The 18966-nt window shown below is 64.3% G+C and carries 21 protein-coding genes and 3 pseudogenes; 10 read left to right on the plus strand and 14 right to left on the minus strand.

Annotated elements, in window-relative coordinates; genetic code table 11:
• Positions 1 to 149 precede the first annotated feature (149 nt).
• The 4 genes and pseudogenes from XAXN_RS07765 to XAXN_RS07780 form a co-directional block, all read right to left on the minus strand.
• Entirely contained in the window at positions 150 to 530 is a 381-nt protein-coding gene (locus XAXN_RS07765) for a hypothetical protein (protein ID WP_042820879.1), read from the minus strand.
• Between the two features lie 130 nt (positions 531 to 660).
• Positions 661 to 1299, minus strand: a pseudogene (locus tag XAXN_RS07770) (glutathione S-transferase).
• Positions 1300 to 1464: 165 nt separating this feature from the next.
• Positions 1465 to 1695, minus strand: a complete 231-nt coding sequence (locus XAXN_RS07775) for a hypothetical protein (RefSeq protein ID WP_054319138.1) — start codon at positions 1693 to 1695, stop codon at positions 1465 to 1467.
• A gap of 339 nt (positions 1696 to 2034) precedes the next feature.
• A pseudogene (locus XAXN_RS07780) lies at positions 2035 to 2968 on the minus strand (LysR family transcriptional regulator).
• 81 nt (positions 2969 to 3049) lie between these two features.
• Between XAXN_RS07780 and XAXN_RS07785 the strand changes: the two are divergent.
• The 5 genes and pseudogenes from XAXN_RS07785 (at position 3050) to XAXN_RS07805 (ending at position 7505) form a co-directional block, all read left to right on the plus strand.
• Positions 3050 to 4057: a zinc-binding alcohol dehydrogenase family protein gene (locus tag XAXN_RS07785; protein WP_054319122.1), complete on the plus strand. Its 1008-nt coding sequence runs from the start codon at positions 3050 to 3052 to the stop codon at positions 4055 to 4057.
• Between the two features lie 229 nt (positions 4058 to 4286).
• Entirely contained in the window at positions 4287 to 5819 is a 1533-nt protein-coding gene (locus tag XAXN_RS07790) for a DNA recombination protein RmuC (RefSeq protein ID WP_174515535.1), read from the plus strand.
• A gap of 196 nt (positions 5820 to 6015) precedes the next feature.
• Positions 6016 to 6418, plus strand: a pseudogene (locus XAXN_RS07795) (hypothetical protein).
• 153 nt (positions 6419 to 6571) lie between these two features.
• Complete coding sequence (locus XAXN_RS07800) at positions 6572 to 7117, plus strand: glutathione peroxidase (RefSeq protein WP_054319124.1); 546 nt, start codon at positions 6572 to 6574, stop codon at positions 7115 to 7117.
• Positions 7118 to 7199: 82 nt separating this feature from the next.
• Positions 7200 to 7505 carry a hypothetical protein gene (locus tag XAXN_RS07805; RefSeq protein WP_241148241.1) on the plus strand — a complete coding sequence of 102 codons (306 nt, stop codon included), beginning with the start codon at positions 7200 to 7202 and terminating at the stop codon, positions 7503 to 7505.
• A gap of 136 nt (positions 7506 to 7641) precedes the next feature.
• On the opposite strand, the gene XAXN_RS07810 is transcribed toward XAXN_RS07805, so the two are convergent.
• The 6 genes from XAXN_RS07810 to XAXN_RS07835 are packed head-to-tail and all read right to left on the minus strand — an operon-like array spanning position 7642 to position 11747.
• Positions 7642 to 8694: an MlaA family lipoprotein gene (locus tag XAXN_RS07810; protein ID WP_054319125.1), complete on the minus strand. Its 1053-nt coding sequence runs from the start codon at positions 8692 to 8694 to the stop codon at positions 7642 to 7644.
• A gap of 13 nt (positions 8695 to 8707) precedes the next feature.
• Positions 8708 to 8998: an STAS domain-containing protein gene (locus XAXN_RS07815; protein ID WP_042824400.1), complete on the minus strand. Its 291-nt coding sequence runs from the start codon at positions 8996 to 8998 to the stop codon at positions 8708 to 8710.
• Positions 8988 to 9650, minus strand: coding sequence for an MlaC/ttg2D family ABC transporter substrate-binding protein (locus tag XAXN_RS07820; protein WP_003482305.1), 663 nt, complete (start codon positions 9648 to 9650; stop codon positions 8988 to 8990). Before XAXN_RS07820 ends, XAXN_RS07815 begins: the two co-directional genes overlap by 11 nt.
• Complete coding sequence (gene mlaD, locus XAXN_RS07825; RefSeq protein ID WP_042824401.1) at positions 9647 to 10192, minus strand: outer membrane lipid asymmetry maintenance protein MlaD; 546 nt, start codon at positions 10190 to 10192, stop codon at positions 9647 to 9649. Before mlaD ends, XAXN_RS07820 begins: the two co-directional genes overlap by 4 nt.
• Before the next feature lie 11 nt (positions 10193 to 10203).
• Positions 10204 to 10953 carry an MlaE family lipid ABC transporter permease subunit gene (locus XAXN_RS07830; protein WP_054319126.1) on the minus strand — a complete coding sequence of 250 codons (750 nt, stop codon included), beginning with the start codon at positions 10951 to 10953 and terminating at the stop codon, positions 10204 to 10206.
• Positions 10953 to 11747 (minus strand): ABC transporter ATP-binding protein, encoded by a 795-nt coding sequence (locus XAXN_RS07835; RefSeq protein WP_054319127.1) that lies wholly within the window; start codon positions 11745 to 11747, stop codon positions 10953 to 10955. The genes XAXN_RS07830 and XAXN_RS07835 overlap by 1 nt, the downstream gene beginning before the upstream one ends.
• 208 nt (positions 11748 to 11955) lie before the next feature.
• On the opposite strand from XAXN_RS07835, the gene XAXN_RS22425 reads away from it, so the two are divergent.
• Positions 11956 to 12105 (plus strand): hypothetical protein, encoded by a 150-nt coding sequence (locus XAXN_RS22425; protein ID WP_167694763.1) that lies wholly within the window; start codon positions 11956 to 11958, stop codon positions 12103 to 12105.
• Between the two features lie 80 nt (positions 12106 to 12185).
• On the opposite strand, the gene XAXN_RS07840 is transcribed toward XAXN_RS22425, so the two are convergent.
• Genes XAXN_RS07840 through XAXN_RS07850 form a run of 3 tightly spaced genes read right to left on the minus strand, consistent with a single transcriptional unit; the run spans position 12186 to position 15368 of the window.
• On the minus strand, positions 12186 to 13496 hold the full coding sequence (locus tag XAXN_RS07840; protein ID WP_054319128.1) for an ABC transporter permease: 1311 nt from the start codon (positions 13494 to 13496) through the stop codon (positions 12186 to 12188).
• Positions 13497 to 13508: 12 nt separating this feature from the next.
• Entirely contained in the window at positions 13509 to 14666 is a 1158-nt protein-coding gene (locus XAXN_RS07845; protein ID WP_054319129.1) for an ABC transporter permease, read from the minus strand.
• A 12-nt stretch (positions 14667 to 14678) separates the two neighbouring features.
• Positions 14679 to 15368, minus strand: coding sequence for an ABC transporter ATP-binding protein (locus XAXN_RS07850; RefSeq protein WP_054319130.1), 690 nt, complete (start codon positions 15366 to 15368; stop codon positions 14679 to 14681).
• Positions 15369 to 15398: 30 nt separating this feature from the next.
• Here XAXN_RS07850 and XAXN_RS22705 point away from each other — a divergent pair, with 30 nt between their 5' ends.
• Entirely contained in the window at positions 15399 to 15662 is a 264-nt protein-coding gene (locus XAXN_RS22705; protein WP_134984849.1) for a hypothetical protein, read from the plus strand.
• Between the two features lie 52 nt (positions 15663 to 15714).
• On the opposite strand, the gene XAXN_RS07855 is transcribed toward XAXN_RS22705, so the two are convergent.
• The gene (locus XAXN_RS07855) at positions 15715 to 16968 is read right to left on the minus strand and encodes an efflux RND transporter periplasmic adaptor subunit (RefSeq protein ID WP_054319131.1); all 1254 of its coding nucleotides are present in this window, start codon (positions 16966 to 16968) and stop codon (positions 15715 to 15717) included.
• Between the two features lie 194 nt (positions 16969 to 17162).
• Here XAXN_RS07855 and XAXN_RS07860 point away from each other — a divergent pair, with 194 nt between their 5' ends.
• From XAXN_RS07860 to XAXN_RS20940, 3 genes are read left to right on the plus strand one after another with little or no spacing between them, the layout of a single operon-like run.
• Positions 17163 to 17525 carry a hypothetical protein gene (locus XAXN_RS07860; RefSeq protein WP_134980319.1) on the plus strand — a complete coding sequence of 121 codons (363 nt, stop codon included), beginning with the start codon at positions 17163 to 17165 and terminating at the stop codon, positions 17523 to 17525.
• Positions 17526 to 17565: 40 nt separating this feature from the next.
• Positions 17566 to 17991, plus strand: a complete 426-nt coding sequence (locus XAXN_RS20935; protein WP_151425214.1) for a HEAT repeat domain-containing protein — start codon at positions 17566 to 17568, stop codon at positions 17989 to 17991.
• A gap of 3 nt (positions 17992 to 17994) precedes the next feature.
• Positions 17995 to 18900 (plus strand): HEAT repeat domain-containing protein, encoded by a 906-nt coding sequence (locus XAXN_RS20940; protein WP_134980317.1) that lies wholly within the window; start codon positions 17995 to 17997, stop codon positions 18898 to 18900.
• Positions 18901 to 18966: the final 66 nt, after the last annotated feature.

Raw genomic sequence — 18966 nt, forward strand, 5'->3', positions numbered from 1 at the left:
CAAAGCATGGGATCAAACATCGGTCCAAGGTCATGCGGCGACCATGCCTGGGCAAGGCGGGCGCGCGGCGCATCGTGCATCTGCTTCGCCAAGCAATCATCCCTCACGGCGTGTGCGATCACGGCACGCAATCCCACACCACACTCCGCTCATTCGATCGACGGGCGATGCGGCGGGCGGGCGTTGCGGTAGATCAGCTGCACCGCCCAGGCACCGGCAAGCCCGACCACACCGGCAGCGAAGTGGCTCCAGTCCAGCACCCGCGGCGCCGCGCCATTGGCTTCATGGCCCCACAGGTTGAACCACAGCAGCACCAATGCGGTGATGCCCATGCCCATCCAGAACCACAGCCGGGTGCCGCCGACCGCATAGATTAAAAACGGCAACGCCGCACCGATCAAAAAATGTACCGGGAAAAAATACGCTGTGCCGTAGGGCCGCATCAGATACCAGACGATCGCTGCGAACGTGCCCAGAAAAACGAACAGGCCAAGGGCCAGCAGGCGGGTTTGGTTGGTGGCAGTGGTCATCGGCAAGCCTCGCAAACGCAGACCCTCACCCTACCCATGCCCAGGTCACGCCCAGGTCAATGCAGTGCGAGCATGCTGCATGCATCGCTTCGGTGGTCTGGTTCGCTTCGCACAAGTGCGACGTGCCGCGTTACGGTGCCGTGCAGCCATGGCGCTGGAATCCGGCGCGTGTCTGCAAGTGTGCGTAATACGCCGCCACCGCAGGCAATGTCGCATGCGCGATGGGGCTGGCGATCCAGCGCCGTGTCGACAACCCCAGCACGATGTCGGCAAGCGTAAAGCGTGCGCCGAGGACGAACGGGCCGCCGCGCTGCAGCTGCGCGTCGAAGATCGCCATGTGCCGGTTCCACTGCTCCACGCTCGCCGCAATCGCCTGCGCATCGGTATGCGCCGCGTTGCCACGCACGCTGGCCATGAATGCGTAACGCTAGGCCGTATTGAGCTCGGTGGCCTGCCACTCCATCCATTGCTCGACCAATGCGCGCGCGGCCGGCGCGGCCGGCAGCAGATCGTCGCGTTGGCTGCGCGCGGCCAGGTAGCGGCAGATCGTGATCGATTCCCACAGCACCAGTTCACCCTCGCGGATGACCGGCACCAGCGCATTGGGGTTGAGTGCGCGAAATTCCGGCGTCTGCACCGACGCAAAGCCGCTGCCATATGCCTGCAGCAGGTAGTCCAGCCCCAGCTCATCGCATAGCCACAACACTTTGCGCACATCGAACACTTTGCGCACATCGATCGAAGTTGGCTTTCCGTAGATCTCCAGCATGTGTTCCTCGGTGACGCGCGTGATGGCTGTCGGCTGGCGGCGGTGATACGCGCTGCATGCAATGCCGCACGCGCCTGATGCAGCGAGCGCAGCTGTGTGCATCAGCGCACGCGGCGGTGAGTAGCAGAGCGCGCAGTGCATTCTCGCCGCTGCACTCTCGCGCCGCTACAGCTCGATCTTGCCTGCGTATGCATCGCGCACGGTCTGGCTGATGTAGGTGCTCAGGCCGCGCCCGGCCGTGGCGAGCCGTTGCATGGTCGCCACCACCTCGGCCCCCGCGCTGTCGGCGGTATTCACATAGGTCTCGCCGCTGCGAAAGCGCACGGCGATGGCATCATCGGTCAGCGCGTAGGCCACCACGCCCGAGTGGCCGTTGCGATTGCCATAGCGCTGCATGCGAACCGGGCTGGATGCGGTCATGCCGGCAGGCTAGAACCGCCGCAGTGACGGACGCTTCAACGAACACGGCAATACGCGCAGCGGCGGCACTGCACGCCCTGCGACACCGAAACGGGCGTACTGGCCACTTCAGCGCCATGGCGCCGCCGCGCCGCCATCATGTGCATGCCGAAAACGCGAACGCTGCTGTGATGGCACCTGCTGCGAATGTGGCAGACGGCACACCGGCATGCGAGTGTGGCGTGTCGATGACGCGCCTCTGCGCGCACATCGCATCGACCAACGACCTTGGTCTGGCCAAGCAATCGTGCCGATCGCCCCACTGCCATCACCGCATTACCCCACACCAATCCCACCGGCCCGCACCGGGTACAACGCCGTCAGCGCCTGGCAGCGCTGTGCAAACAGCGCGTGCAATTGCCGGATCGCCGGCGAAAACTGCTTGCGGTGCGGGCACACCAGCTGCAGCGGCAGGCGGTCGCCACATTCGGGAAACAGCGCCTCCAGCCGCCCGGCCTGCACGTCGGCGCACACATCCAGCCACGACTTGTAGGCGATGCCTTCGCCTGCGACCGCCCAGCGCCGCACCACATCTGCATCGTCCCGCGCACCGGCACGACGTGTCGGCGGCCCTCCAGGTCGAATTGCCAACGGTCGTACGCGCGCCCGGCCAGCACATACAGCAGGCAGGCGTGCTCGCGCAGCGCATCAGCGTGGCGGGGTGGCCGTGGCGCTGCAGGTAGGCGGGCGCGGCCACCAGCACGCGGTGGTTGTCCGATGCCACCGGCAGTGCCACGTGTTCTGCATCGTCGATACGGCCGAGCCGAAATGCCACATCCACCGGCGCCCGATACAGGTCGGCCACCTGGTCCGACAGGTGCATGCGCAGGGTCAGCTTCGGATGTGCAGCGCGGAATTCGGTCAGCCACGGCAGCAGCACGTTGCGGCCCAGGTCCGACGGCGCCGTCACCTGCAACACGCCCTGCAGCGCACTGTCGTGGCCCCGCACATGCTCGCGCCCGTCGCGCAGCAACTCCAGTACCTGCCGCGCGTACGGCAGGTACTGCTCGCCTTCGGCGGTCAGCCGCAGGCTGCGCGTGGACCGGGCAAACAAGCGCAGGTCCAGCGCGCGCTCCAGCCGGGCCACCGCCGCGCTGGCCTGTCCCGGCAACAGGTCGGCCTCGCGCGCCGCGCTGAAAAAGCTGCCCAGCGCCGCGGTACGGACGAACAGCGCCAGGTCGTCGAAGCGGACCATCTTCACTCCAATCATGAAAGTGCTTGTGCAGTTTGCTGGTTTTTCCGTGAATTCAGGTGACCGACCATGCAGCTCCCTCCCGCACGACGCCCTGCCATGAAAGCCATCGCCTACCCGCAACACGGCCTGCCCATCGACGATGCGCGCGCGCTGGTCGAACTCGAGCTGCCGTTGCCAGAGCCCGGCCCGCGCGACCTGCGCGTGCGCATCCACGCCGTGTCGGTCAATCCGGTCGACACCAAGGTGCGCGCCAATGCCGCCGTCGATGCCCCGCGCGTGCTGGGCTGGGACGCCAGCGGCGTGGTCGATGCAGTGGGCAGCGAGGTCAGCCTGTTCCAGCCCGGCGATGCGGTGTACTACGCCGGCACCTTGAATCGCCCGGGCACCAATGCCGAGTACCACCTGGTGGACGAGCGTCTGGTCGGGCGCAAGCCGGCCACGCTGGATGACGCTGCGGCCGTGGCGCTGCCGCTGACCGCGATCACCGCCTGGGAACTGTTGTTCGACCGGCTCGGCATTGCCGAGGGCGGCGGCGAAGGCCAGGCACTGCTGGTGGTCGGCGCCGCCGGTGGCGTCGGCTCGATCCTGGTGCAGCTGGCGCGCACGCTGACCAGGCTGACCGTGATCGGTACCGCCTCGCGTCCGGAAACCCAGGAGTGGGTGCACGCACTCGGCGCGCATCACGTGATCGACCACAGCCAGCCGCTGAGCGAGGGCCTGCAGCGGCTCGGCATCGCGCAGGTGCAGCACGTCGCCAGCCTCACCCACACCGACCAGCATTTCGCGCAACTGGTCCAGGTGCTGGCCCCGCAAGGTCAACTGGCGCTGATCGACGACCCGGCCACGCTGGACGCGTTGCCGCTCAAGCGCAAGAGCGCGTCGCTGCACTGGGAATTCATGTTCACCCGCTCGCTGTTTGACACCGACGACATGATTGCCCAGCACCACTTGCTCAACCGCGTCGCCACGCTGGTGGACAGCGGCACGCTGCGCAGCACGCTGGGCGAGCACTACGGCCGCATCACCGCCGACAACCTGCGCCGCGCCCACGCTGCGCTGGAATCGCACCGCACCCGCGGCAAGCTGGTGCTGGAAGGTTTCTGAGCGCAGACGCCTCAAGACCAGACAGCGGCTTGCATCGCCGCTGTCTGGTTGCCGCATCCCGCAGCGCCGGTGCGCAGTGCCGCAGGCGCAACGTTCCACGCGCTTGCGCCGGTGATCCCCGACCACCCAACCGGCATCGCACTGACGCAGCCGCTGCGACCGGCCCCGCTACACTGCGCACATGTCATCCGAATCCCTGATCCTTCTCGGGCTGCTTGTCGCAGTCCTCGTGTTGCAGCTGCTGGCGCTGCTGCGGCGTCCGTCCACCACCGCGCTGGAGCATGCGCTACGCGCCGAACAGCGCGACGGCCGCGGTGAACTGCGCGAGCAACTCGAAGGCCTGGCACGGCAGCAGGACGCCCGCCTGGAAACCTTCGCGCGCAACCTCACCGAGCTGTCCACGCGCACCGACCAACGCCTGGACCTGCTGCGCGATGCGCTCGGCGAAGACGCCCGCAAGGCGCGCGAAGAAAGCGGCCTTGCACAACAACGCACCGGCGAGCTGCTGACCCTGCGGCTCACCGAACTGCGCACCCAGCTCGAAGGCTTCGGCCAGCAACAGGAAACCCGCATCCACGTGTTCGGCCAGCAACTAACCGAACTGATTGCGCGCACCGACACCCACATGGCCGCGCTACGCGAAGCGCTGGCCGAAGACGCGCGCAAGGGCCGCGCCGAAGCCGGCCAATCGCAACAGCGTTTCACCGAAGCGCTGGGCCAGCGCTTGAACGAACTCACCCAGCGCAACGAATTGCGCCTGGGCGAGATGCGCACCACGCTCGAGCAGCAGCTGGCCAATCTGCAACACGACAACGCCAGCAAGCTCGAATTGATGCGCGCCACCGTCGACGAAAAGCTGCAGACCACGCTCAACACACGTCTGGATGCCTCGTTCAAGCTGGTCTCCGAACGGCTGGAACAGGTGCAGCGCGGCCTGGGCGAAATGCAGCAGTTGGCCACCGGCGTGGGCGACCTCAAGCGCGTGCTGACCAACGTCAAGGACCGCGGCGGCTGGGGCGAAGTGCAGCTGGACAACATCCTCGAGCAAACGCTGACGATGGAGCAATACGCGCGCGGCGTGCGGGTCAAGCCCGACAGTGCCGAAGCGGTGGATTTCGCCATCCGCCTGCCCGGACGCGGCGACGAGAAAGTGGTGTGGCTGCCGGTCGACGCCAAATTCCCGCGCGAAGATTACGAGCGCCTGATCGACGCGCAGGAGAAGGGCGACCTCGACGCGATCAAGCAGTCGACCGCACAACTGGAACGCGCCATCCGCATCCAGGTCAAATCGATCAGCGACAAGTACGTTTGCCCGCCGCACACCACCGACTTCGCGGTGATGTTTCTGCCCACCGAAGGGTTGTATGCCGAAGTGATCCGTCGTGCCGGCCTGGTCGATCTGCTGCAGCGCGAGCATCGCGTGGTGCTGGCCGGCCCCACCACGTTTACTGCCTTGCTCAACAGCCTGCAGATGGGCTTTCGCACGTTGGCGATCGAAAAGCGCTCCAGCGAGGTCTGGCAGGTGCTGGGCGCGGTGAAGAGCGAGTTCGGCAAGTTCGCCGGCATTCTCGAAAAGGCCGAGCGGCAGATCAGTACCGTCGGCAAGAGCCTGGGCGAAGCCAGCCGCAAGACCCGCACCATCGAAAGCCGCCTGCGCGGGGTCGAAACCCTTTCCGGCGAGCAGTCGCAGGCGTTGCTGGACGATGGCAGCGACGACACCGGAACCAGCAGCGAAGACGACAGCAACGACGAGCAGGCGTGATCGGGCTGCAGACGCTGACGCATGCGGTCCGCAGGCGACAGCACAACGTAGGAGCGCGCCCGGGCGCGACCAGCCTTTACCGATAACGCTTCATCGCGCCCTGGTGCGCTCCTGCAAATGCAGGCCTCTGGCATGTTCCCTTGCGCCGATAGCCAGCACATCGCGCAGACATCGTCACCACGATGCTTGCGCCCACCTGATTCAAGAGGAGAGTTTCAATATGGCGACCCGATGGATCCACGCAGGGCTCTGCGCGCTGCTGCTGACTGCATGCAGCAATGCGCCAACCGCCTCTCCTGCCTCCCCAGCCGCGCAGGCCCCTGCTGCACAAACGAGCGCCGACGCCGCTGCCTGCACCGCGAAGGGTGGCCAACTGCGCCCGGTCGGCCGCATGCAGATTCCGCGTTGCATCGTGCCGTATGCCGATGCCGGCAAGACCTGCACCGACAACCGCGATTGCAGCGGCGACTGCCTGGCCACCAGCATCGTGCCGACCGGTGCGGCGGCCACCGGGACCTGTCAGCGCGACAGCGATCGTTTCGGTTGCCGCCCAGGAGGTTGTCGGCGGCAAGGGCCAGGCGGCGTTGTGCATCGATTGATGGCCTCGAAGATAGCCAGGCGCGTGCATGGGCCGGTCAGCCGATCGGCCCATGCGCCTCACCACAGACAACTGCCAGCAGCGTGAGCCAGCGGCATCGCTCGCTCCACGCTGGCCGTTTATGCTCTGGGCTCTCCCTGTCCAGGACGCATCGATGAGCCAGACGCTTTACGACATCCCCGTGACCCGCATCGACGGCCAGCCCACCACGTTGGCGGACTATCGCGGCAAGGTCCTGCTGGTGGTCAACGTTGCTTCCAAGTGCGGCCTGACCCCGCAGTACGAAGGCCTGGAAGCGCTGTATCGCGACAAGCGCGCGCAAGGTCTGGAAGTGCTGGCATTTCCGGCCAACGACTTCAACGGACAGGAGCCGGGCAGCGAAGCGGAGATCGCCCAGTTCTGCCAGCTCACCTACGACGTCACCTTCCCAATGTTTGCCAAGATCGCGGTCAGCGGCGACCAGGCGCATCCGCTGTATCAGGCACTGACCAGCACGCACCCGCACACCACCGGCGATGGCCCGATGCGCGAAAAACTGACCGGCTACGGCATCGCCCCCAACCCCGCGCCCGGCGTGGTGTGGAACTTCGAAAAATTCCTGATCGGCCGCGATGGCAAGATCGTCGACCGCTTCGCCCCGGACATCCCCGCCGACGATGCGCGCCTGCGTCAGGCGATCGATGCGGCATTGGCTGCATAGCGCTTGGCAGAGTCCGCACCGACATCAGCTGCACTGCTGCAGTCGCTGACGCCTGACGAAGTACGCTTCGTTGCCCAGCGCGATGACGGACGGCCAGGATGCAGAGCGGCATTCACAGGCGCTTGCATCCGTGATTGCGCGCGGTGGCAGGTTCGAGCAGGGCGAAGAGTGGTACCCATACGAGGTCGTCGAGTTAGGCGCCCACGCCCTTGTGCCGGGCCATGCGCGTGCGTTTGCGATCTGCACGCTATTGGTGATCGCCGCGGTGGTGGACGGGTTTGATCTGTCCACCACACTCGCGGACAAGTTCCAGGACCGTGCCGACGACTATGCAAAGCTGCCGCCTCAGCTCCAGCAGGCGATTCTGGCAGCCTACGCCGCCGCGTAACGTTGCAGACAGGACGGTAGTTTTCAGCCTCGCTTGCCGCTACCGCCGGCCAGCACGCCTGCAAGAGAGCAGCGACAAAAAAGCCCGGGATTGCTCCCGGGCTTTGACGTTCATCACTTACCCAATACCCGACCGCTCAACGCACCCAGTTCGGGATCGGCATCGCGTTACCCGGCACGGTATTGTCCTTGTCGTCGCGCAGGTATTCTGGCAGCTCGTTGTTCTTTTCGCGATGGCTGCGCAGATCGCGGGTGATCTGGTAATTGCGGCGCTGCATCCACGCATCGCGGGTCAGCGCGTATTCGTCCGGCGCCTGGTCGCGCAGCGAATCCAGCGACATCAGCTGCGCGCGCGTGTCCACCAGCTGCAAGCCCTGCAGGGCGAAGCGGGTACCGCCGTCGTCCACCTGGCGAATCCACGACAGCGGAATATCGCCCGCCAGCCCGAAGGTGTCGCGCACGGTGCGCGGCCCGAACAACGGCAGTTCGAAGTAACGCGAGTTGCGCCAGCCCCACGCGCCCAGCGTCTGGCCGAAGTCTTCGCTGCGCCGCGGGATGCCGGCCGCCGAGGCGGGGTCGAACAGGCCGGCCACACCCAGCGTGCTGTTCATCACAAAGCGCCCCAGCGACTGCATTGCATAGACCGGGTGGCCTTGCAGCAGCTGGTTGACCATAGTCAGCGGCGTGCCCAGGTTGTCGAAGAAGTTGGTCACGCCCAGGCGCGCCGGGCTCGGCACTACCTTGGTGTAGGCCGTCGCCAATGGACGCGCCACGCCGCGGTCCACCGCCATGTTGAAGCGGTGCATGCCGCGGTTGTAGCGCTCCCACGGGTCGTATGCCGGCGCCGCACCCGGTTGTGCCGGCGCACCATTGGCACCTTGCGGGGTGGTCGTGCCGTACAATGCGTCGAAGTCGCTTTCGGCATCGGTGGGCGCGACTGCAGCGGCGGTGCCGGTGCCCGCAACGGGCTGCGGATCGGCAGGAGCAGCAGCGCTGGCCGGCAGCGCGTCCGGGGCGGCCATCCCGGACGCGGCCGGCTGCGCGGTCACTCCGGCATCGTCACGGACCGGGGCATCGGCTGCAGGCGCGATGGCGGTACCGACCGACGGCGGTGCGGATTTGGGCGCCTGGCTGGCGCAGGCGCCCAGCAACAGGCAGGCCAATAACGGAAGAGAACGGAACTGGGTCATGATGGGCTGGCGCTCAGGCCTGAAAATCGAGAGTGGGGGACAACCGATAGGCGGCGCGCAATTCGTCAAGACCGGACGCCTCGCCCACCACCGCGCCGCTGCCGGCGTGGCGCAGCCGGGCAGCCAGTTCGGCCAGCATCGCCACGCCAGCACTGTCCAGGCGTTGTACACCCGACAGGTCCAGCGTGCGCGCGCCATCCAGCTGGGCGATCGCCTGCGGCCAGGCCGCGGTGACCGCCGCACGGTCGAGCACGCCGGTGATGACCAGCGTCTCGCCCGTGCGTTGCACGGTATTAGTTGCCATTGGCCGGTGCCGCACCGACCTGCAGGTTGCCGCTACGCAGCTCGGCGGCTACCTTGGCAATGCCCTTCTCGCGCAGCGGCCCGTCGAACTGAGTCTTGAAGGTCTGCACGTAGGAAATGCCTTCGATCATCACGTCGAAGATCTTCCACTGGCCGCCGGTATTGCGCATGAGGTAATCGACCGGGGTCGGGTCGTTGCCGGCACGCAGCAGGTCGGTAGACACCTTGACCCCGCGGTTGCCCGGCAGCGCGCTTTCGGACTTGGCGCGGAAGGTCGGCTTGCCTTCGAAATTCAACAGCGCCGTGCCATAACGCTGCATCAGGTTGTCGGCCAGCGCATCGGCAAACAGCTTGACGTCGGCATCGGAGGCGCCACGGCCATGCACGCCCAGCACCAGACGGGCCGAGTAATCGCGGTCGAAGGCCTTGTTCAATTCGCCATTGATGAACTGACGCAGCGCCGCCGGATTGCTGCGGAACTCGGCGCGGCGCTGGTCCAGCGTGCTCAGGATGCGGGTGCTGCTGTCGATGACGGTCTTGGTCGCCGCGCCCTGCGCAGGCGCGCTGGCAGCGGCCGGCTGCGCCAGCACGGTTGCCGGTGCACACACCAGCAGGGTCGAGGCCAGGACGGCAGAAAGCACAGTGGTCTTCATTGATGTGGTTCCGTAGAGGGAGGAGCGGTTTGGGCAGGCGCAGGCGCCTGGCCGTTGGCGGCGGCCGGGGCATTGCTGCCGCTACCGCCACCACTGAACATGTATTTGCCGACCAGCTGCAGCAGATCCACCGCCGGCTGGGTGAAGCCTATTTCGTCGCCCGGCTTGAGGGTGTCCGGGTCGCCGCCCGGCTGCAGCCCGATATAACTCTCACCGAGCAAGCCGCTGGTGAAGATGCCGGCCGAAGTGTCGGCAGGCAGGTCCTTGTATTTGGTATCCAGCGACAAGGTCACGATCGAATCGAACTTGGTCGGATCCAGGCTGATGTCGGCCACCTTGCCGATGGTCACGCCACCGATCTTCACCGGCGCCTGCGCGCGCAGCTGGCCGATCTGGCTGAAGCGGGCGGTCAGCGTGTACTGGCTGGAGCCAAAACCCCAACGCTGGTTGGTCGAGGCCACCGCCAGCACTAGCAGCGAGGCCAGGGTCAGCAGCAAAAAGGCGCCGACGGCGAATTCGAGTCGTGGTCCACGCATGGCCATAGTTATTCCACTCAACTAAACAACATTGCAGAAAGGACGAAGTTGAACATCAGCACCAGCAACGAGGCATTCACCACCGCGCGGGTGGTGGCGACCGAGGTGCCTTCGATGGTCGGTTCGGCATGGAAGCCCACGTAGGCGGCAACCAGTGCGGCGGTGCCGCCGAAGATCGCCGACTTGAGCATCGCCACGCCGAAATCGTCCCAGACGTCCACGCTATTGCTCAGCCCGGACCAGAATGTGCCGTTGTCGATCCCCAGCACATGCACCGCTTCGAAATAGCCACCGGTAATGGCCAGCGAGCAGAACACGCCGGTGAGCAAAGGCACCGTCAGCACCGCCGCCCAGAAGCGCGGCGCCACGGCCTTGGCCACCGGGTCGATGGCCATCAACTCCAGCGCCTTGATCTGGTCGGTGGCACGCATCAAGCCGAGCTCGGCCGCGATCGAGCTGCCGGCGCGGCCGATGAACAACAGCGCGGTCAGCACCGGTGCCAGCTCGCGGTACAGCGACAGGCCCAACAGCGTGGACAACGCATCGGACGCACCGTAGGTGGTGAGCGTGCGATAGCCCTGCAAGGTCAGCACCAGGCCGACGAAGGCGCCGCCCACCGCGATGATCGGCAGCGAGCGCGCGCCGACCTTGTAGATCTCGCGGACCAGTTCGGCAATGAAGTCGCGCGTGGGCAACGAGCCACGCAGTACCGTCAGCGAAAACAGGCCGGCGCGGCCGAAGGCGCGAATGGAATCGGCGAAGGCCATCAGGCAGCACTCCGGTCGCGGCGCGGGGCGGCATCGAAGGCGATGGGGCCATCCGGCTGGCCATGCAGGAACTGCTGCACCAGCGGGTCGGTGCTGTCTTGCAGCTGCACAGGCGTGCCGGCGAACACGATGCCGCCATTGGCGATCACCACCGCCTGGTCGCAGATCGGCAGCGTCTCGTGCACATGATGGCTGACGATGATGCTGGTCAGGCCCAGGCTGTCGTTGAGGCGCTGGATCAGGCTCATGATCACGCCCGAGGCGATCGGGTCCAGCCCGGTCAGCGGCTCATCGTAGATCATCAGCGGCGGGTCCAGCGCCAGCGCACGTGCCAGTGCCACGCGCCGCGCCATGCCGCCGGACAACTCGCGCGGCCACGCATCGGCGGCGGCCAGCAGGCCGACTGCATGCAACTTCATCTGGACCAGGCGCTGAAGCACCGCCGCCGGCAAACGCGTGTGGGTGCGCAGCGGCAGCGCGACGTTTTCGGCCACGCTGAGGTCGGTGAGCAGGCCATTGCCCTGCAACAGCACACCGACGTTGCGCCGCATCTCCAGCAGCGCGCGGCTGCCGGTGGGAATCGCATTGCCGAACAACGTCACCGTGCCGGCGACCGGGCGCAGCTCGCCGGTCAGTGCGGCGAGCATGATGGATTTGCCACTACCAGACGGACCGAGCACGGCCGTGATGCTGCCCTGCGGCACCGTCAGCGACACGTCGCGCAGGATCGTGCGCCCGCCGCGATCGATGCGCACACCCGACAACTGCACCAGATTGGGTTCGGAAGACGCCATCGCAACCTTTAACGAAAACACAACGTAGGATTGATCCGCTCGGCTGAACTTAACCGAACTGGCGCGTGCAGTATTGTCGCATCGCTCACTTCGGTGTTTGCCCGGCGCAGTGGGCCTGTACATTTGCCAGCAGGTATTGGATTGGTTGCGGTCGCGATGCCGCCACGGATCCAGTCGCCCCCGGCGTTGCCGCAACATATCCGGCACAATGCCGGTCGCGCGCTTCGGCCTGCACGAAATCCTCTACATGATCGCAAGCGCACTGATCGCCGAGGCCGCCGGGCTGGACGCCATCAGAAGTGGAATCTCCTATTCCTCGCGTGCACGAGAATTGAGATCAAGAAAAGTTGAATCGTAGAGGCACTCAAGAACTAATTAAAGGCACTCAAGAACTATCCGCAGCGCAATGAGGGTCCGAATGGCGGATTGAGGGCTACCTCATACCTCGCGCAGCGCGGTGGTGATCGGCAGCCGTGCCGCGCGCAGGGCGGGAAACAGGCCGCCGACCAACCCGATTCCCAGCGCCCACTTCAGCCCGCTCCACAGCAGCTCCGGCGAGACCTTGAACTGGAACACCACCTGGCTGAAGTTGCTGCTCAGTGTGGACACGCTGTAGCCGTTGAACACCACCCAGGCGATCGCGCCACCCAGCACGCCGCCGAGTAGCGCCAACAGCATGGTCTCCAGCATCACCGCCATCACCACCGGCGCACTGCGGAAGCCAAGCGCGCGCATCGTGGCAATCTCCCGTGCACGCGTGGCCACTGCCGCGTACATGGTGTTGAGTGCGCCGAACACCGCACCGACCGCCATGATCGCGCCGATCACCGTGCCGAGGATGCCGATCAGCTTGCTCAGCCCGCCGCCCTGCTTGCCGTAGTAGCTGCGCGTGGTGTCGACGTCGAGCTTGAGCCGTGGGTCGGCGGCCATCGCGGCCTTGAACCGGTCGAAGCCGGCCTTGCCCTCGGTGCGCGCGCTGATCGACTGCCAGGCGCTGCGCTGGTAGGTGCTGGCCAGGGTTTGCGCATCGGTCCACAGCTCCGAATCGTGTGCATCGCCGGAGGCGAACACGCCGACCACGGTCCAGGTCTGGTTGCCCAGGCTCAACGTCCTGCCGACATCCAGCCCGCGGAACTGGTTCTGCGCGCCCTTGCCGACCACGATCTCGCGCAGGCCGGTGCCGAAGCGCCGACCATCGACGATCTTGACCTTGTCATGCACGGCCCAGCCCTGCTCGCCGACGCCGCGGAACTGCGCGTTCACGTCGGTGCCGTCGGACTTGGAGACCAGGTTGACCACCTGCGACAGCTCCGGCGAGATCATCGCGCGACCCTGCGCGTCCTTGGCGATGCCGGGCAGCGCGCCGATCAGCGGCACCAGGTCGCGGGTGATCACAGAGTTGGTCTCCGCCTGCGAACCGCCACGCAGCACGATCGCCGTGGTGTCGTCGCCGGTGCTGTTGAGCGTGGCCTCAAAACCGCGTCCCATCGCCAACATCGCCACCAGCACGCCGACCACGCCGGCGATGCCGACCACGATCACCGAACTCGCGCCCCAGCGCTGCGGAAGGCTGGCGATGCCGATACGCGCGGCGGCCAGTGATAGCCGGCCGCTGCGGGTCAGCAGCAGCCACAGCGTCAGCGCCACAGCCGCCGCCAGCACGCCGATCCATGGCAGCGCGATCCATACGCCCAGGCCCACCGCCAGCAGCAGGATCGACAGCGCGTTGCCCAACCAATGCTTCTTCATGTCGATCTCCTCTCAGCGCCCAGCCAGGGCATCGACGATCTTCAGACGCTTCGCGCGCAGCGCCGGCAGCACGCCGAACACCACGCCGATCACCACGATCAGTCCGGCACCGACCAGCCAGGTTTGCAGTGGCACGTTCGGAGGCAGCATGCCCCTCGCCTTGGACGCCAGCCCCGGCAGGATCAGCGCCGCAAGACCCAGTCCGATCGCACCACCGAGCCCGATCAGCAGCACCGATTCGATCATCACCAGGGTCAGCATCGTGCCGTCCTTGAAGCCAAGCGTCTTCAGCGTTGCCAGTTCCGGGATGCGCTCGCGTACCGCCTGGGCCATGGTGTTGCCGGTCAGCAGCAGCAGTGTGAAAAACACCGCGCCCATGATCGAGGTGACGATCATGCCGATGTCGGCGAACTGCTTGACGAAGGCCTGCTGGAACGCCGACTCGGTCTGGCTCTTGGTCTCGTGATCGGAGTTGGCCGAGATCGCATCGATCGCTTGCACCACGCGCGAGGCATGGTCGGGGTTGTCCAGCGTCACCGTGTACCAACTGACCCGGTTCTTGATGTAGTCGTTGGATTCGTCGAAGTACTTCCAGTTCATGATCAGCTGGCGTTCCTCGTTGGCGGCCAGCGTGCGGTCCTTGGAGCGAAAGATGCCGACCAGTTGCAGCGGCCAAGCGTTGCTGCCGCCGCGGGGGAAGAGCGTCGCCTGCAGTGGGATGGTGTCGTCGAGTTTCCAGCCGAACTCTTTGGCCAGCGATTCGCCGACGATCGCGCCGGTGCGCGTAGCATGGAACGCCTTCAGCTGTTCCGGAGGAATCTGCAGTTCACGGTAAACGTCGAAGTAGTTCGGCGCCACCGAGGAGTTGGCGAAGAAGTTCTTCGGATCCTTATAGATGCCCCCGAACCACATCGCCGAAGTCACATCGCGTACCCCGGCCACCTCGCGGATCTGCGTGCCCAGGCGGATCGGCAGCGACTGGGTGATCGACAGGCGCGAGGTCACCACCAGGCGGTTGACGCCTTCGATGCTGCCGCCGGAATTGAACGCCACGCGCACCGAATCGAGCATGCCGAACAGCAGGAATGCAGCGACCACCGACAGCAGGGTCAGCATCGTCCGCGTCTTGCTGCGGAACAACTGCGCCCATACGAGCGAGAAGTATTTCATCGTCGTCTCCGGTCAGTAGGCGACCAACGCGTCGGCCAGCTCGCCCTTGTCCAGATGCACGGTATGCGAGGCGTACTCGGCAGCCTTGGGATCGTGGGTGACCATGATGATGGTCTTGCCGTGCTCGCGGTTGAGCTGCTGCAGCAGCTTGAGGATCTCCTCGGCGTTGTGGCGGTCGAGGTCGCCGGTGGGCTCGTCGCAGATCAGGAACGTGGGGTCGGAGACGATGGCCCGCGCGATCGCCACGCGCTGCTGCTGGCCGCCGGACAATTCGCTGGGCTTGTGGCTGCGGCGCTCATCGAGGCCGACCAGCGTCAGCGCGATTTCGGCATGGCGCCTGCGCTGCGCCGCGCCGAGGTTGGTCAGCAGCAATGGCAGCTCGACGTTCTTCTGCGCATTGAGCATCGGCATCAGATTGTAGAACTGGAACACGAAGCCGACGTGATGGCTGCGCCAGGTGGCCAGCTGACCGCCGCTCATGCGGTCGATGCGCTCGCCTTCGATCTCGATCTCGCCGCCGGACGGCGTGTCGAGTCCACCGATCAGGTTCAGCAGTGTAGTCTTGCCCGAACCGGATGGGCCCATCAGCGCGACGAAGTCGCCGCGCTCGATCTCCAGATCGATGCCATGCAGTACCTGCACCTTCTCGGGGCCGCGCTGGTAGGTCTTGGTGACGTTGCGGAGGGTAACGAGGGCGGTCATTGCGTGGGATCCTCTGCGTTTCGATGCGGGGTGAACGAGATCAATGATGGGTGGGCTGGTATTGCGATGCGATCGGTGTCGCTATGTCTCCATGTCCTGCATGTCGCCACGCGTGCGGCGATCAACGTCGGCGACTCCACTGTCTTTGCAGGTTCAAGTGCAGCAGGTGTGGTTGTTGCTGTCACTTTGGATTTCCCCGGCTCCGGTACGAAGCGGCATTCCCCGGTCACCGCTGCAGACGGGGACTCGGTAGGGCGCTCGACAGCAACAACAGCAATGCCGCTCACGACCTAGAACCAATCCACGCAACATTCAAACGAAGACAACACTTGCGCGCGCGGCGCACTCACTCCTGTGCGTCGCTGGACAATGTCACCGCATCGCCATCCTTCAACGCCTGCGGTGGCTCGACGACCACCGTGTCGCCTACGGATACGCCCGATACCACCTGCTTGTCGCTGCCAATGTCGATGCCGGGCTTCACCTCGCGCAGCGCGACGTGGTTGTCGTTGCCGAGGACGAAGACGCGGCTGGTGCCGTCACGCTGCAGCAGTGACGCAGCCGGCACCCGCACGCCCTTCTGCTTGTTCTGCTGCTGCGCCGTGGCCTTTTCCAAGAAGCTCACCCGCACGCCCATGTCCGGCACGATGCGTGCGTCCTTGACGTTAAGCGCCACGCGCACCTTGACCGTGGCCTTGCCGCGGTCGGCAGCCGGGATGATCGCGATCACCTCGGCCGGGATGCGCCAGTCTGGATAGGCGTCGAGGATCACTTCGGCCGGCATCTTCGGCTGCACGCGGCCGATGTAGGCCTCGCCGACCTCCACTTCCACTTCCAGCGAATCCATGTCGACGATGGTGCCGATGCCGGTGCGGGTGAAACCGCCGGTGGCCAGCGGCGAGACGATCTCGCCCGGCTGCGCGGCCTTGGCAGTGACCACACCGGCGAACGGCGCGCGCACCACGGTGAAGTCGACATGGATGTCTGACAGCGACAACTGGTGCGTGGCGACCGCGATATTGCGCTTGACCACCTGCAGCTGCGCGCGCAGCGCATCGCGCTGCGACACCGCCTGATCGTACTGCGAACGCGATACCAACTGCTCGCCGACCAGCGAGTGTAGCCGCGTCGCATCGGCTTCGGCCACGACCAGCTGCGCCTGCACGTTCTGCACCTGACTGCGCGCCGCCGCGAGCTGCGCGGCACCGACCTCGCGCTGCGCATTGGTCTCGATCGGATCGAGCGTGGCCATCACCTGACCTGCCTCCACGCGCATGCCTTCCTCGATCATCACCTGCAGCACCTTGCCGGTGACCTGCGCCGACACCGTAGCCATGCGTCGCGCCACCACGTAGCCGCTGGCATCAAGGACCGACGACGACGCGTTGCCGGCGCTGATCGCCACCACCGGTGCGCCGCGCACCTGCAGCGGCTTCGCCCGGCCCAGCCACCACCACGCGGCGGCGGCGAGCAGCAGCAGCACGATAACGACGACGAGCGTGGCGATGGCGATCCCCCCTGCGCGCCCCGAGGGCGATTCGCGGGACGGGGCCTTGCGGTCGATGCGCAGTTCCTTCAGCAGATCGGCAGAGTTGTTCATTGAGGCCTGTTAACGTGATCGTTTCACGCTCTAGCAAGTCATTAAGTTGGACGCGAATCCTGGGACGCGACTCTACAGCATCATGATGCGTATCGTAGGGGCGGGGAGGGAGTGCAACGGGGCTAACATGGTACGTGCTTGCTTTTAAAGGCGATCTATGGTTAGAATGCAATGATATGCACAGGGAGCGTGATATGAAAATGCCTTCAGAACTTGTCGAGTTCGCCAAGGAAGCTGACGAGCAAATGGCTCGTGATTATCACGAGGGCTTCTTTCGCATGAGCGAGAAGCTGAGGTCACTGGTATGTGGCACGGATGTATTGTCACGGGTGGCTGCTGATGAGTTGCGGAATATAGCCGGAAATCCCGGCTACGAATCCCCTCGGTGGGAACCTGATTATATTGTTATGGCTAACGGTCCGAAGTGGCAATTGAGAGTTGGGTTTTACTCTCGCTCTTCGGAGTTCGTCTACACAATGCCTCAGCACATGGTTGTCGTTGTGGCGGGGCAGCAAGCACTTACGGCTGATCACTATACCTTGCCGCAAGGGATTTGATATCGGGACATTCGACCCAGCTTTGCGGCTTCAGCCAGCCGTGCGGCGAGTTCATGCGCCGGGCGATCTTATTACAATAGATAGTCGACATGATCTGTTTGATGTCATGGTAGACGCGAAAGTATTGGTTGTGAAATTTTTTTCGACCGCACACCACCCATTGCAATGGGCATTTCATCGCGATACGGGGCAGGCTTTACAGGCAATCGCAGCCGACCCTGTTGATTCAGAGCTTGTATCGATGTCGCGAACACTCGGTGCTATGATGAATCGGGCTGCTGTTCCAGCATTGTCGCAGCTTTGCGATCATCACCAATATTTTGTTCGCTGGGCTGCAATGCAGGCGCTTGGATATGTAGCGCCTGAATTGCTGGTGCCAAGATTAAAGGTTGCAGCAGAGGATCCGCATCCGCATGTACGTGCGGCCGCACATAAAGCTTTGAGTCGAATTTTGCCACAGGGATGAGTCATGCCAATTACGATTGATCCAGTTTCCACAGAAAAGTTGCGAATAGACGAATTCATCGAACATGTGGAGCAACATGTGGATCTTGGTTGTGCGGAAGGTTTGGCGGAGTCAGCGCCTCATTTCCGTAAGTTAGCGAACGATGCGGACCTGATTCCATCTCATTTCAACGGCGCCATTAAGAAATTTTTAGATCATAGTCCGCTTGCGGCATATACGCCGCAGTCAGTGTTTTTGGGGGCGGGGCGCGGATTTTTCTTGCGGGCAAATATTTGGACGCCGCTGAAATTGTCTGAGAAATTTCGTTCCCAGGAGGAGCGGGTTTTTAGCTATCGAAATACGCACGATCATAATTTCCAGTTTATGACGGTCGGCTATCACGGCCCGGGATACGAAACGAATCTTTATCAGTATGATCCTTCTCGGGTGCGCGGATATATCGGCGAAGTTGTTGAACTAGAGTCGCTGGGGCGCACAATGCTGCCGGTAGGTCGTGTCATGGTCTATCGCGAGAAAATGGATGTGCATACTCAGTTTCCGCCGGAGCAATTGTCAGTATCGCTTAATCTAATGGTGACGAAGAAACGTGAGTGCGAACCGGATCAGTATTTTTTTGATCCATCCGACGGTCGCATCGTTGAAATGCCACAAATAGCATTGGTGCACAAGCGTGCATCTATTGTGGTGCTGGCCGGGCAGCTGGCAAACAGCGACACTGCTGATGTCATTGAGTCGCTAATTATTGATGCGCCTTGTCGGCGTGTACGTGAGGCTGCATTGGTTGCTGCTTCTACTCTCAGAGAATTGTCTGCAGGCGAGCGTTTGCGAATGATTGAGCTAGGCGCTGATGATCGCGATGAAGTTGTTCGCTTTCGTGCGCGCTCGATGGTGGCTGAAAGGACGGTATGAAGTTCGTGTAGTAACGTCGTGGCAGATGGCACTCGTCTGTTAAGGCGTCCATTGAGGGTGCAATTC

The organism is Xanthomonas axonopodis (assembly GCF_001304695.1).
GTDB classification, from domain to species: Bacteria; Pseudomonadota; Gammaproteobacteria; order Xanthomonadales; family Xanthomonadaceae; genus Xanthomonas; species Xanthomonas axonopodis.